The sequence below is a fragment of the Pseudomonas sp. B16(2017) genome (assembly GCF_002113205.1).
Taxonomy (GTDB): domain Bacteria; phylum Pseudomonadota; class Gammaproteobacteria; order Pseudomonadales; family Pseudomonadaceae; genus Aquipseudomonas; species Aquipseudomonas pharyngis.
The window spans coordinates 78,333-91,983 of record NZ_NEKA01000002.1; the positions used below are offsets into that span (position 1 = coordinate 78,333).

Annotated in this window: 11 protein-coding genes; 9 read left to right on the plus strand and 2 right to left on the minus strand. The window is 60.9% G+C overall.

From position 1 onward, the window contains the following. Positions 1-3: 3 nt before the first annotated feature. The 8 genes from accC (at position 4) to CAG25_RS03150 (ending at position 11,226) form a co-directional block, all read left to right on the plus strand. A complete protein-coding gene (gene accC / locus CAG25_RS03115; RefSeq protein WP_064593229.1) occupies positions 4-1,362 on the plus strand; it encodes an acetyl-CoA carboxylase biotin carboxylase subunit in 1,359 nt (452 codons plus the stop codon). A gap of 166 nt (positions 1,363-1,528) precedes the next feature. Beyond that, on the plus strand, positions 1,529-2,407 hold the full coding sequence (gene prmA / locus CAG25_RS03120; RefSeq protein ID WP_085611007.1) for a 50S ribosomal protein L11 methyltransferase: 879 nt from the start codon (positions 1,529-1,531) through the stop codon (positions 2,405-2,407). Between the two features lie 30 nt (positions 2,408-2,437). After that, positions 2,438-3,706 (plus strand): DUF3426 domain-containing protein, encoded by a 1,269-nt coding sequence (locus CAG25_RS03125; protein WP_085611008.1) that lies wholly within the window; start codon positions 2,438-2,440, stop codon positions 3,704-3,706. A 185-nt stretch (positions 3,707-3,891) separates the two neighbouring features. After that, the gene (gene dusB / locus CAG25_RS03130) at positions 3,892-4,902 is read left to right on the plus strand and encodes a tRNA dihydrouridine synthase DusB (protein WP_085611009.1); all 1,011 of its coding nucleotides are present in this window, start codon (positions 3,892-3,894) and stop codon (positions 4,900-4,902) included. Next, positions 4,899-5,219 (plus strand): DNA-binding transcriptional regulator Fis, encoded by a 321-nt coding sequence (fis, locus tag CAG25_RS03135; RefSeq protein ID WP_002555375.1) that lies wholly within the window; start codon positions 4,899-4,901, stop codon positions 5,217-5,219. Before dusB ends, fis begins: the two co-directional genes overlap by 4 nt. An 82-nt stretch (positions 5,220-5,301) precedes the next feature. Beyond that, entirely contained in the window at positions 5,302-6,909 is a 1,608-nt protein-coding gene (purH, locus tag CAG25_RS03140; protein ID WP_039772035.1) for a bifunctional phosphoribosylaminoimidazolecarboxamide formyltransferase/IMP cyclohydrolase, read from the plus strand. A 147-nt stretch (positions 6,910-7,056) separates the two neighbouring features. Beyond that, the gene (purD, locus tag CAG25_RS03145) at positions 7,057-8,349 is read left to right on the plus strand and encodes a phosphoribosylamine--glycine ligase (RefSeq protein WP_007951030.1); all 1,293 of its coding nucleotides are present in this window, start codon (positions 7,057-7,059) and stop codon (positions 8,347-8,349) included. A gap of 102 nt (positions 8,350-8,451) precedes the next feature. Continuing rightward, on the plus strand, positions 8,452-11,226 hold the full coding sequence (locus CAG25_RS03150; RefSeq protein WP_085611010.1) for a hybrid sensor histidine kinase/response regulator: 2,775 nt from the start codon (positions 8,452-8,454) through the stop codon (positions 11,224-11,226). Positions 11,227-11,254: 28 nt separating this feature from the next. On the opposite strand, the gene CAG25_RS03155 is transcribed toward CAG25_RS03150, so the two are convergent. Continuing rightward, positions 11,255-11,938: a hypothetical protein gene (locus CAG25_RS03155; protein WP_085611011.1), complete on the minus strand. Its 684-nt coding sequence runs from the start codon at positions 11,936-11,938 to the stop codon at positions 11,255-11,257. Positions 11,939-11,987: 49 nt separating this feature from the next. After that, positions 11,988-12,779, minus strand: a complete 792-nt coding sequence (locus tag CAG25_RS03160; protein ID WP_085611012.1) for a hypothetical protein — start codon at positions 12,777-12,779, stop codon at positions 11,988-11,990. Positions 12,780-13,013: 234 nt separating this feature from the next. Here CAG25_RS03160 and CAG25_RS03165 point away from each other — a divergent pair, with 234 nt between their 5' ends. Next, positions 13,014-13,610, plus strand: a complete 597-nt coding sequence (locus tag CAG25_RS03165; RefSeq protein ID WP_085611013.1) for a MarC family protein — start codon at positions 13,014-13,016, stop codon at positions 13,608-13,610. Positions 13,611-13,651: the final 41 nt, after the last annotated feature.

Here is a 13,651-nt window from a genome sequence, read left to right on the forward strand (position 1 = left end):
TTGATGACTGCGAAGTTGGAAAAAGTTCTGATCGCTAACCGCGGTGAGATCGCCCTGCGGATTCTGCGTGCCTGCAAAGAGATGGGCATCAAGACCGTCGCCGTTTACTCCAAGGCCGACAAAGAGCTGATGCACCTGGGTCTGGCAGACGAATCCGTCTGCATCGGCCCGGCTTCTGCCGCTCAGTCCTACCTGCACATCCCGGCCATCATCGCTGCCGCTGAAGTGACTGGCGCTACCGCCATTCACCCAGGCTACGGTTTCCTCGCGGAAAACGCCGACTTCGCCGAGCAGGTCGAGAACTCCGGCTTCGCCTTCATCGGTCCGAAAGCCGAAACCATTCGCCTGATGGGCGACAAGGTATCGGCCAAGCACGCGATGATCGAAGCGGGCGTGCCAACCGTTCCAGGTTCCGACGGCCCGCTGCCGGAAGACGAGGAAACGGCGCTGCGCATCGGTCGTGAAGTCGGCTATCCGGTGATCATCAAGGCCGCCGGCGGCGGTGGTGGTCGCGGCATGCGCGTGGTGCACAAGGAAGAAGACCTGATCGCCTCGGCGAAACTGACCCGCTCCGAAGCAGGCGCGGCGTTCGGCAACCCGATGGTCTATCTGGAAAAATTCCTGACCAACCCGCGTCACGTCGAAGTGCAGGTTCTGTCCGACGGCCAGGGCAATGCCATCCATCTGGGCGACCGCGATTGCTCGCTGCAACGCCGCCACCAGAAGGTTCTCGAGGAAGCGCCGGCACCGGGCATCGACGAGAACGCGCGCAAGGAAGTCCTGGCTCGCTGCGTCAAGGCGTGCATCGACATCGGCTACCGTGGCGCCGGCACCTTCGAGTTCCTGTACGAGAACGGTCGCTTCTACTTCATCGAAATGAACACCCGTGTTCAGGTGGAGCACCCGGTTTCGGAAATGGTCACCGGTATCGACATCGTCAAGGAGATGCTCAGCATCGCCGCTGGCAACAAGCTGTCGTATACCCAGGATGATGTGGTGATCCGCGGTCACTCGCTGGAATGCCGGATCAACGCCGAAGACCCGAAAACCTTCATGCCGAGCCCGGGTACGGTCAAGCATTTCCACGCACCAGGCGGCAACGGCGTTCGCGTCGATTCGCACCTGTACAGCGGTTATGCCGTTCCGCCGAACTACGACTCGCTGATCGGCAAGCTGATCACTTACGGCGCGACCCGCGACGAAGCCATGGCCCGCATGCGCAATGCCCTGGACGAAATCGTGGTTGACGGGATCAAGACCAACATCCCGCTGCACCGTGATCTGACCCGCGACGAAGGCTTCTGCAAAGGGGGCGTGAACATTCACTACCTCGAGCACAAGCTGGCTGGCGAGAAGCACTAAGCTTCAGCCCGCACCTGACAAAGCCGCCTTCGGGCGGCTTTGTTGTTTCCGAAGGTTTCATCTGCTCACACATTCCCCGCTCCCACAAAACCGTCGCGCTCGCGTAAACTTGCGCGCTTCTTGCAGGCCGCTAGGCTGCAATCAATCTTTTTCACAGGTGCCCGCCATGCCTTGGCTGCAAGTAAGACTCGCCATCAGCCCGGAACAAGCCGAAACCTACGAAGACGCTTTCCTTGAAGTGGGCGCCGTTTCGGTGACCTTCATGGACGCCGAAGACCAGCCGATCTTCGAGCCGGAACTCAACACCACCCCGCTGTGGGCACACACCCACCTGTTGGCCCTGTTCGAGGGCGGCACCGAAGCCGCCCCGGTACTGGCCCATCTGGAACTGCTGACCGGCAGCCCGCTGCCCGAGCACCACAGCGAAGTAATCGAAGACCAGGACTGGGAACGCAGCTGGATGGATGGTTTCCAGCCGATGCGTTTCGGTCAGCGTCTGTGGATCGTGCCGAGCTGGCACGCCGCCCCGGAGCCGGACGCGGTCAACCTGCTGCTGGACCCGGGCCTGGCGTTCGGCACCGGTACCCACCCGACCACCGCCCTGTGCCTGGAATGGCTGGACGGCCAGGACCTGAAAGACTGCAACGTGCTGGACTTCGGCTGCGGCTCGGGGATTCTGGCGATTGCCGCCCTGCTGCTGGGCGCGAAAGAAGCCGTGGGCACCGACATCGACGTGCAGGCACTCGAAGCCTCCCGCGACAACGCCGGGCGCAACAACATCGCGGACGAACTGTTCCCGCTGTACCTTCCGGAAGACCTGCCGCAGGTCAAAGCCGACGTACTGGTGGCCAACATTCTGGCCGGTCCGCTGGTTTCCCTGGCGCCGCAACTGTCCGGCCTGGTCAAGTCCGGCGGGCGTCTGGCGCTGTCCGGGATCCTCGCCGAACAAGGTGACGAAGTCGCTGCCGCCTACGCGCAGGACTTCGATCTCGACCCGATCACCAATCGTGATGGCTGGGTGCGCATCACCGGCCGTCGGCGCTAGAATGACCGCCTGCTCAATCCGGATCGCCGCATGACCGACAGCTTCGTCACCCAGTGCCCGCATTGCCAAACCAGTTTCCGCGTCAGCCACGCTCAGTTGAGCGTGGCCCGCGGGGTGGTTCGTTGCGGCTCCTGCCTGCAAGTGTTCAATGCCGCCAAGCAATTGCTGGAGCAACACGCAGGCAAGGAAGCGGTCACGCCGGTGACGCCGTTAATCAGCGAGCCGCCGCCGATCAGCGAGCCTGCGCCTGTCGAACCACCGGCCATCGTCGAAACGCTCGAGCCACGCGCCATCAGCCAAAAGCAATGGAGCGCCGCCGAGCTGGATCTGGACAGCCTGGATCTGGACGAAGAACTGGCCCGCCTCGAGCAACGGGAAATCCAGCCGACCACCGAGTTCGGCCGCCCACGCGAAGACGCCCTGAGCGCCCGCCGCGACAGCCACGAACCGGAAGACACGACTTGGCCGGACAGCCTGTTCAGCGAACCGGCAGATGAGCGCGCACCCGAAGTCGAAGATGAACCCGACGTCGTCGAGCCTGAACCCGTCCGACCGGAGCGAACCGAACCCTCGCTGTCGCTGGAGCCGGTGGATCTCGACGACGAACCGCCGATCCCGCAACTGCGCCTGCACGATCCGATCGACCCGAATGCCCGCCGCGAACGCCTGTCGGCCAGCGATGACGTCGACGACGAACTGCCACTCATCGAAGCACCGCGCAAAAAGCGCGAACGCGTCGAATCCAGCGTTCGCGCCGAAGCGTTGCAGGATCTGACCGACGACCCGCTGCAACTGGACTGGCAGAAACGCCGCTCGCCCTGGGGCCGTCGCCTGCTCTGGCTGTTGCTGATCGTGCTGGCCGCCGCCGGCCTGGGCGGACAATACATCGCCTATCACTTCGATGAACTGGCCCGCCAGGATCAATACCGGCCATGGTTCCAGCAACTGTGCCCGCAAATCGGCTGCACGGTGCCGTCCAAGGTGGATATCTCCAAGATAAAGAGCAGCAACCTGGTGGTGCGCAGCCACCCGGAATTCAGCGGTGCGCTGGTGGTGGACGCGATCATTTATAACCGCGCGCCGTTCTCGCAGCCGTTTCCGCTGCTGGAGCTGCGCTTCGCCGACCTCAACGGTCACCTGATCGCCAGTCGTCGCTTCAAACCCGGCGAATACCTCAACGGCGACCTCGAAGGCATGGCGGAAATGCCGCCGCAGACGCCGATCCACATCGCTCTGGACATCCTTGACCCAGGCCCGAAAGCGGTGAACTACAGCCTGAGTTTCCACTCACCCGAGTGAAACGCTTCACCGCTCCCGGATTGACGGCAATTTTCTGACTGCACACCGCGCGACCAAACCGGCGGTAATAACAGAATAACTGTTCAGATTTTGTTCAATTCAGCCTTTATCCAGTCATCGAGAGCGGGTATCATGCCAACCCTTTTTCGAACTCTCATGATCCGGCCCCACTTCAGGGAAGTCCTATGTCGGCGGTACGCATCGGCCCATATACATTGCAGAACGGTTTGATCCTCGCCCCGATGGCGGGTGTCACCGACCAGCCCTTTCGTCAGCTGTGCAAGCGTCTGGGCGCAGGGCTTGTAGTCTCGGAAATGGTCACCAGTGACATGAGCCTGTGGAACACCCGCAAGTCGCGCATGCGCATGATCCACGAAGGCGATCCCGAGCCACGCTCGGTGCAGATCGCCGGTGGCGATGCGCAGATGCTGGCGGATGCGGCCCGGGCCAACGTCGAGCTGGGCGCACAGATTATTGATATCAACATGGGTTGCCCGGCGAAGAAGGTCTGCAACAAGGCCGCCGGCTCCGCGTTGTTGAAGGATGAAGCACTGGTTACCGAGATCCTGCATGCCGTCGTGGCGGCGGTTGATGTGCCGGTGACCCTGAAGATCCGCACCGGATGGGATCGCGACAACAAGAACGGCCTGACCGTGGCGAAGATCGCCGAACAGGCCGGGATCACGGCGCTGGCGGTGCATGGCCGCACCCGCGCCGACCTGTACACCGGCGAAGCCGAGTACGACACCATTGCCGCGATCAAGCAGGCGGTGTCGATTCCGGTCTTTGCCAACGGCGACATCGTATCGCCGGAAAAGGCCCGCTACGTGCTCGACGCGACCGGTGCCGATGGCCTGTTGATCGGCCGGGCCGCCCAGGGGCGGCCATGGATTTTTCGCGAGATCGAACACTTTCTGCGTACCGGCGAAAAACTGCCGGCGCCGGAGCTGATCGAGGTGGAACGCATTCTGCTTGAGCATCTGGCCGCCCTCCACGCCTTCTATGGGGACGTGATGGGCGTGCGAATTGCCCGCAAACATGTGGGCTGGTATCTCGCAACCTTGCCGGGCGCCAAGGAGTTTCGCGCCCACTTCAATCGTTTGGATGGTACGGAAACACAATGCGCCAACGTTCGGGAGTTCTTCGCCGAACGTTACAAGAGCCTGACAGGGGACGGAGAAGGGGTGGCCGCATGACGATGATGACCGAGACTTTAGTGAGTGGAACAACACCCGTGAGCGACAACGTGAATTTGAAACAGCACCTCAATACCCCGAGCGAAGAAGGCCAGACCCTTCGCGGGAGTGTCGAGAAGGCGCTGCACAATTATTTCGCCCACCTTGAGGGCGCGTCCGTCACGGATGTGTACAACCTGGTGCTCTCCGAAGTCGAGGCTCCCCTGCTCGAAAGCGTGATGAACTACGTCAAGGGCAACCAGACCAAGGCCAGCGAGCTGCTCGGACTGAACCGCGGCACGCTGCGCAAGAAACTCAAGCAGTACGATCTGCTGTAAGCATTCAATCAAACCAGAAAGGCGCCCGCGTAAAACCGGTCGCCTTTTTTGCTGACTTCCCTTGCTTTTGATGGAAATTGAGATGACCGACCAGACTACCCGCCTGCCGATCCGCCGCGCCTTGATCAGTGTTTCCGACAAGACCGGGATCCTCGAATTCGCCAGGGAGCTGGAAGCCCTGGGCGTGGAAATCCTTTCCACCGGCGGGACCTTCAAACTGCTGCAGGACAACGGCGTGGCCGCAGTGGAAGTCGCGGATTACACCGGTTTCGCAGAGATGATGGACGGTCGGGTGAAAACCCTGCACCCGAAAATCCACGGCGGGATCCTCGGTCGTCGCGGTATCGACGACGCCATCATGAACGAGCACGGCATCAAGCCGATCGATCTGGTAGCCGTGAACCTGTACCCGTTCGAAGCCACCATCAGCAAGCCAGGCTGCGACCTGCCGACCGCCATCGAAAACATCGACATCGGCGGCCCGACCATGGTCCGTTCGGCGGCGAAAAACCACAAAGACGTGGCCATCGTGGTGAATGCCAGCGATTACGCCAACGTCCTGGAAAACCTCAAGGCCGGTGGCCTGACCTATGCTCAGCGTTTCGACCTGATGCTCAAGGCGTTCGAACACACCGCCGCCTACGACGGCATGATCGCCAACTACATGGGCACCGTGAACCAGGCTGCCGAAACCCTGAGCACCGAAGGTCGCAGCGAATTCCCGCGCACCTTCAACAGCCAGTTCATCAAGGCCCAGGAAATGCGCTACGGCGAGAACCCGCACCAGAGCGCGGCGTTCTACGTTGAAGCCAAGCCTGCCGAAGTCGGCATCGCCACCGCCACCCAGCTGCAAGGCAAAGAGCTGTCGTACAACAACGTGGCCGACACCGACGCTGCGCTGGAATGCGTGAAGAGCTTCGTCAAACCGGCCTGCGTGATCGTCAAGCACGCCAACCCGTGCGGCGTGGCCGTGAGCCCGGACGCCGAAGGCGGCATCCGTCAGGCCTACGAACTGGCCTACGCCACTGACACCGAATCCGCGTTCGGCGGCATCATCGCCTTCAACCGTGAACTGGATGCCGAGACCGCCAAGGCGATCGTCGAGCGTCAGTTCGTTGAAGTGATCATCGCCCCAAGCGTCAGCGAAGAAGCCCGTGCCATCGTCGCTGCCAAGGCTAACGTTCGCCTGCTGGCCTGCGGCGAGTGGTCGGCCGATCGCGTTCCGGCCTGGGACTACAAGCGCGTCAACGGCGGGCTGCTGGTACAGAGCCGCGACATCGGCATGATCGGCGCCGACGACCTGAAAGTGGTGACCAAGCGCGCCCCGACCGAGCAGGAAGTCCACGACCTGATCTTCGCCTGGAAAGTGGCCAAGTTCGTCAAATCCAACGCCATCGTCTACGCCAAGAACCGCCAGACCATCGGTGTCGGCGCCGGCCAGATGAGCCGCGTGAACTCGGCGCGTATCGCCGCGATCAAGGCTGAGCACGCCGGTCTGCAAGTGGCTGGTTCGGTGATGGCGTCGGACGCGTTCTTCCCGTTCCGCGACGGTCTGGACAACGCGGCCAAGGTCGGTATCACGGCGGTGATCCAGCCGGGTGGCTCGATGCGTGATGCTGAAGTGATTGCTGCTGCTGATGAGGCCGGCATCGCGATGGTGTTCACCGGCATGCGTCATTTCCGTCACTGATACACAGATTCAAATGTGGGAGCGAGCCTGCTCGCGAATGCAATCTGCCAGCGACGTTGACGTTGACTGACACACCGCTTTCGCGAGCAGGCTCGCTCCCACATAAAGCGCTCCAGTAGCGCCTGACAGAATTTTGAGGTTTTTGAAATGAATGTTTTGATCATTGGCAGCGGTGGCCGCGAACACGCCCTGGCCTGGAAAGTGGCTCAGGATCCGCGCGTGCAGAAGGTTTTCGTCGCACCGGGCAACGCCGGCACCGCGATTGAGGCCAAGTGCGAAAACGTCGCCATCGACGTGCTGGCCCTCGAGCAGCTCGCTGACTTCGCCGAGAAAAACGTTTCCCTGACCATCGTCGGCCCGGAAGTACCGCTGGTGGCTGGCGTCGTCGACCTGTTCCGCTCCCGTGGCCTGGACTGCTTCGGTCCGACCGCCGGCGCCGCGCAGCTGGAAGGCTCGAAAGCCTTCACCAAGGATTTCCTGGCACGCCACAAGATCCCGACCGCCGACTACCAGAACTTCACCGAGATCGAGCCGGCCCTGGCTTATCTGCGTGAAAAAGGCGCACCGATCGTGATCAAGGCTGACGGTCTGGCCGCCGGTAAAGGCGTGATCGTCGCCATGACCCTGGCCGAAGCCGAAGACGCCGTGCGCGACATGCTCGCCGGCAATTCCTTTGGCGACGCCGGTTCGCGCGTTGTCATCGAAGAATTCCTCGACGGCGAAGAAGCCAGCTTCATCGTCATGGTCGACGGCAAGAACGTTCTGCCGATGGCCACCAGCCAGGACCACAAACGCGTCGGCGACGGCGACAGCGGCCCGAACACCGGCGGCATGGGTGCTTACTCCCCTGCACCGGTGGTCACCGCCGACGTGCACCAGCGCGTGATGGACCAGGTGATCTGGCCGACCGTGCGCGGCATGGCCGACGAAGGCAACGTCTATACCGGTTTTCTGTACGCCGGTCTGATGATCGACAAGGCCGGCAATCCGAAGGTCATCGAGTTCAACTGCCGCTTCGGCGATCCGGAAACCCAACCGGTGATGCTGCGTCTGCAGTCGAGCCTGGTGCTGCTGGTCGAAGCGGCACTGGCCCAGGCGCTGGACAAGGTTGAAGCGCAGTGGGATCCACGTCCGAGCGTCGGCATCGTGCTGGCCGCCGGCGGTTACCCGGGCGACTACGCCAAGGGCGCGCCGATCAACGGTCTGGACGCTGCCGCCGCACTGGAAGGCAAGGTCTTCCACGCCGGTACTGCGCTCAAGGACGGCAACGTCGTGACGGCCGGCGGTCGGGTGCTGTGCGCCACCGCCATGGGCGCCAGCGTCGGCGCCGCCCAGGAGCAGGCCTACAAACTGGCCAAGGCCATCGACTGGGAAGGCTGCTTCTACCGCACCGACATTGGCTACCGCGCCATTGCCCGTGAACGCGGTGAGTCTCAGTAATAAGCTACGCTGTGTTTCCGGCAGGGGCTCATCGCCCTTGCCGGACTGTTCCGACGCTGCGCATCGTTATATTCTGGCATCAACCTACGAAGGGATTTCGCCGTGCGCTGGCTCAGGATTGCCATAGGCTTCACCGTCACGCTGTTGACCTTGCTCTGCATGCTCCCGGCCCAGGCCGCGCAAGGCAGTGGCTGGTCGGTATTGCTTGACGATCAGGGCAACCTGCAGCTGAGCGACATCCGCTCCGCCCGCTACACCAATCAATTCAGCCCTATCGAGCTTGACCGCCTCACCGCGGCCGAACCCGATGGCGCCCTGTGGCTGCGCTTCAGGCTGGCGCCCGGCACGCACGAACAAGTGCTGCGGATCTTCGCCCCCGACCTGTCGCACCTCAATCTGTATGTCCTCGACGGCGATCGCCTGATCGAACAGCGCGACACCGGCACCACCCAGCCCCAGGTTGAACGACCGCTGCCGAGCAGCGATTTCATGCTGCCGCTGCCGCAAAGCGACAACCCCCTCGACGTCTACCTGCGACTGGTCTCCGATCACCAGTTGCGCCCGTATATCACCCTGCAATCGGCAGTGATGGCCGCGGCCAATCACAACCAGACGCTGATCTACGGCCTGCTGTTCGGCTGTCTGGCGATGCTGATCCTGCACAACCTGATCCGCTACGCCTACACCCGCTCGCGCAGCAGCCTGTGGCTCGCGGTGTGTGAAGGCCTGTTGAGCCTGAGCCTGTTGCTGTTGCTCAACCTCGCCGGTCCGTGGCTGCCGAACTGGCATGCGATCCAGACTCCCGGCGCCTATCTGGCCCTGCTGCTGACCGCACCGGCGGGCCTGATGTTCGCCTACCGTTTCTTCGCGCCGCTCGGCCCGCATCCGCTGAACAAGCTGCTGATCGGCGACATCCTGTTCATCGTGATCTGCAGCCTGCTGCTGTTGTTCGTCAACACCCTGCCGCTGAACATCATCACCTACGCGCTCGTAGCCCTGGCTGGGCTGAGCATGCTGCTGGTGGGTTTCTATCACTGGCAGAAAGGCTACCGCCCTGCCCGCTTGTTCGTTGCCGCGATGGTGGTGTTCAACATCGGCACACTGATCATTCTCCCGGCCTTGCTGGGGCTGACCCTGGTGGCGCCGCAAGGCCTGATCATGACCCTGATGGGTTTCATCTGCATCAGTGGCCTGCTGATGAGCATCGCCCTCGGCGAACGTCAGCGCAGCATTACCGAAAGCCGTTTCAGCATCAGCCGCGACCTCGCCGCGAGCAACGCCGAGATCAACGCCAAGGCCGAGTTCCTGGCCAAGATCAGCCACGAAATCCGCACGCCGATGAACGGCGTACTGGGCATGACCGAACTGCTGCTCGGCACGCCGCTGTCGGTCAAGCAACGCGACTACGTGCAAACCATCCACAGCGCCGGCAACGAATTGCTGACCCTGATAAACGAGATCCTCGACATCTCGCGGCTCGAGTCCGGGCAGATCGAACTCGACGACGTGCAGTTCGACCTCAACGCGCTGATCGACGATTGCCTGAGCATCTACCGCGCCAAGGCCGAACAGCAGAACGTCGAGCTGATCAGTTTCATCCAGCCGCAAGTGCCACGGGTCATCAGTGGTGATCCGACGCGCCTGCGCCAGACACTGCTGAGCCTGCTGGAAAACGCCCTGAAGAAAACCGAGGAAGGCGAAGTGCTGGTGGTGGTCGCCCTCGACGAACGCAGCGCCGGCCCACGCCTGCGCATTGCCGTGCAGGACAGCGGCCAGCCGATGGATCAGGAAGAGCGCGACGCGCTGATGCACGCCGAGTTGCACAGCAAGCACTTCCTGTCGGCCAACCGTCTGGGCGGCAACCTCGGGCTGGTGATCGCCCGCCAATTGATCCGTTTGATGCAGGGCGAGTTCGGCATCAAGAGCGGCGCCAGCCAGGGCAGCACGCTCTGGCTGACCCTGCCGTTGGATCCCGATCGCCTGGAGCACCCGACCTCGGACCTCGACAGCCCGCTGCAAGGCGCACGCGTATTGGTGGTCGACGACAACGACACCTGCCGCAAGGTGCTGGTGCAGCAATGCAGCGCCTGGGGCCTGAACGTCAGCGCCGTGCCGTCGGGCAAGGAAGCGCTGGCCCTGCTGCGCACCAAGGCGCACCTGCGCGACTATTTCGACGTGGTTCTGCTCGACCAGAACATGCCCGGCATGACCGGCATGCAACTGGCGGCCAAGATCAAGGAAGACCCGAGCCTGAACCACGACATCCTGCTGATCATGCTCACCGGCATCAGCAATGCGCCGAGCAAGATCATCGCGCGCAATTCGGGGATCAAGCGCATCCTGGCCAAACCGGTGGCCGGCTACACCCTCAAGACCACGCTTGCCGACGAACTGAACCAGCGCAACCGTGGCCAGGTGGCATTCCAGCCGCAGCCGGCCAGCCCCGCTGCGCCGGTCAAGGTGCCGAGCGACTTCCGCATTCTGGTGGCCGAAGACAACACGATTTCCACCAAGGTCATCCGCGGCATGCTCGGCAAACTCAATCTGCAACCGGACACCGCCAGCAATGGCGAAGAAGCCTTGCAGGCAATGAAAGCCCAGCGTTATGACCTGGTGTTGATGGACTGCGAAATGCCGATCCTCGACGGGTTCTCGGCGACTCAGCAATTGCGCGCATGGGAAGTCAGCAACCAGCGCATTCGCACGCCGATCGTTGCCCTGACGGCGCACATCCTCGCTGAACACAGGGAGCGCGCGCGTCAGGCCGGGATGGACGGGCACATGGCCAAACCGGTGGAGCTGTCGCAACTGCGTGAGCTGATCGAACACTGGGTGGCGCAGCGCGACCAACAGAATCGCACCGCCTCAACGTTCTGAGCGGCGTTGCCGATCAAGCGTCTCGCCGTTATTCAACAGCCATCTGCAAAACGTGAGCCGCACGCCTGTCCCTGACTTTCAAGGCGATGGCATCACGTACAGGCCCGTAGAGTGTTTCCGACAAACTGGCTTTGGCGTAGCGCAAGCAGACCGCTCCCTGTATGTCCCGTGCTTCGAAACGCTGGGCCAGCGGGTTGAGTTCGATAGACCCATGAGCCTGGAACTCAACATAGACGCTCGAAATGCGCATTGGCGTCGAGGCAATGATCACTAGCAATCGCACGGATCCGGCAGGGTCATGAGCCTCACCGGGTAGGAACTTGGTCCTTTGCACGTGCGCTCGCAGCAGCGCCATGACGGGATCGGCTCCCGATAACTGAGCCAAACGCTGCAAGGTCGCCACCGCAGCACTGGCGTTTTGCGAATCACCTTTGGCAATAGCGCCACTGATCCATTCGCTGACGGATTCGACATCCCCCTCATTGACGGACCAGTCTTGTCGGGCGCGCGCGTAGCGCAGCCAGTAGTCATCCATCAATTGGATGTAAGCGTCATACCAGTCGCTACCTTGCGACTTTTCGACTTTCTTGCTCGCGGCCAACTGCGCCAACAACACGGAGTTGACCAGATCGCTGTAACTATCCGCATCGTCCGCTGCCGGTAGCAACATCACGCAAGCGCCAACGATCAAAACCGAATAATCAAGTTTCATATCGTCCCCCCATAAAAAAGGCGACCTGTTACGGCCGCCTTTTCACTCATCAAATGTCGATCTCGTCAATTTTGTCTTTATGCGGAATCAACTTGTTCTTGATCAAATCACGGACGCCATCCGCCACGAATGTATTTTTGGCAAATACCGTTTCACCGCGATACAACTTCACATTACGAATATCAACATCCACAAACATGACTTTGGTCGAGGTGTTCCGACGCAGGAAGCGCACTGCGCCGACCGCCATGATCGCTTCACCGTCGACTTCCACGCAGGCGGCGCTGGAAACACCACCGACGCCATGCTCGAGCAGATTGCGTTCGTAAACGGTCAGTGCTGCGGTATCACGCTTTTGCAGGGCGGCAATGGCATCGCCCGCTACTTTCAGCATCAATGCGCTGGTTGGGCCAGGCAAGGCAACACCCGCGACGACCGAAGACAGAATCTCCAGAACCAGTTTGTCCATGCGAACACTGGTACCACCCACTTGCAGATCGCTGTAGTAACGGCTGACAGGGGTCCAGCCTGCCATGGTCATGATGTCCCGGAAGTACAGGTACCATTCCTTGCCCTGAGATTCTTCAGGGTATTTTTTGTTTGCTGCACGCGTTGCGAATAAAAAAGCATTCTGCGCATCGGACTTGTTATCGCCAGTGAGGTTACTGGAGAAACCCAGCACGCCCTCACCGACGATGCTACCGCGCGACGGCGCTTCAACATCATCACCGGAAATCTGCAAGCCACGTGGCTTGATAATCAGCGGATCACCGATATCACACTCACCCAGCGTTTCAAGACAGGTGTTTACATAACTTTCACGAACAGCTTGATTATACATTTGACACATCCATTAGTTAGAATCACAAGCTCCTCATGAACTTGCCAAATAACAATAACCAAGTATCAAACAAACAACAAAGCAAAACATGTAACTTGATATCTGAACTTTCCACCCACTTAGCAACTTCCATACAAGTTAAATCAAACCTGATTAAAACCACGCTTCCAGACACAAACAACTAAACCACTGATAGACTCCACGTCGTCCACTCCACAGCGGCGAGTCGAAACCATGCTCCATGTGTTGTTCAGCGTTTACCTGAAGATGCTTGTGCTCTACAGCCCGTTCTTCGTGCTGTCCTGCTTTATCAGCCTGACCCGTGGTTATTCGCGCAAGGAGCAACGACGCCTGGCCTGGAAAGTGGCGATCGCCACGCTGGTCTCCAGCGTTCTTCTGTATTTGTTCGGGCGAGTGATTTTCGATGTGTTCGGCATTACCGTAGATGCTTTCCGGATCGGCGCCGGCAGCGTGCTGTTCATCTCGGCACTGGGCATGGCGCAAGGCAAGTCGGTGGTGCAGACGGACAATGTGCAGCAGGACGTGACGATTGTGCCGCTGACCATTCCCCTGACTGTCGGCCCGGGCACTATTGGTGCGTTGCTGGTCATGGGCGTCAGTCAGCCCCACTGGGACGACAAACTCACCGCCATCATGAGCATCGCCCTGGCCAGCTTTACCGTGGGTATCGTGCTTTATCTGTCGAATCGCATCGAACGGATCCTCGGCGATCAAGGCTTGCAGATCGTCAGTCGCCTGATGGGATTGTTCGTGTGCGCGCTGGCCGCACAGATCATCTTCACCGGGGTGAAGGGCTATCTGGTGCCATAGACCGGAATGCAAAAGACCGCCAATACTTCCATCGGCGGTCT

Bases quoted from the DNA above. Each gene is read 5' to 3' on its own strand.
- CAG25_RS03160 (WP_085611012.1), bottom strand. From the start codon at position 12,779: ATGTATAATCAAGCTGTTCGTGAAAGTTATGTAAACACCTGTCTTGAA.
- purD (WP_007951030.1), top strand. From the start codon at position 7,057: ATGAATGTTTTGATCATTGGCAGCGGTGGCCGCGAACACGCCCTGGCC.
- prmA (WP_085611007.1), top strand. From the start codon at position 1,529: ATGCCTTGGCTGCAAGTAAGACTCGCCATCAGCCCGGAACAAGCCGAA.
- fis (WP_002555375.1), top strand. From the start codon at position 4,899: ATGACGATGATGACCGAGACTTTAGTGAGTGGAACAACACCCGTGAGC.
- CAG25_RS03125 (WP_085611008.1), top strand. From the start codon at position 2,438: ATGACCGACAGCTTCGTCACCCAGTGCCCGCATTGCCAAACCAGTTTC.
- accC (WP_064593229.1), top strand. From the start codon at position 4: ATGACTGCGAAGTTGGAAAAAGTTCTGATCGCTAACCGCGGTGAGATC.
- purH (WP_039772035.1), top strand. From the start codon at position 5,302: ATGACCGACCAGACTACCCGCCTGCCGATCCGCCGCGCCTTGATCAGT.
- CAG25_RS03155 (WP_085611011.1), bottom strand. From the start codon at position 11,938: ATGAAACTTGATTATTCGGTTTTGATCGTTGGCGCTTGCGTGATGTTG.
- CAG25_RS03165 (WP_085611013.1), top strand. From the start codon at position 13,014: ATGCTCCATGTGTTGTTCAGCGTTTACCTGAAGATGCTTGTGCTCTAC.
- dusB (WP_085611009.1), top strand. From the start codon at position 3,892: ATGTCGGCGGTACGCATCGGCCCATATACATTGCAGAACGGTTTGATC.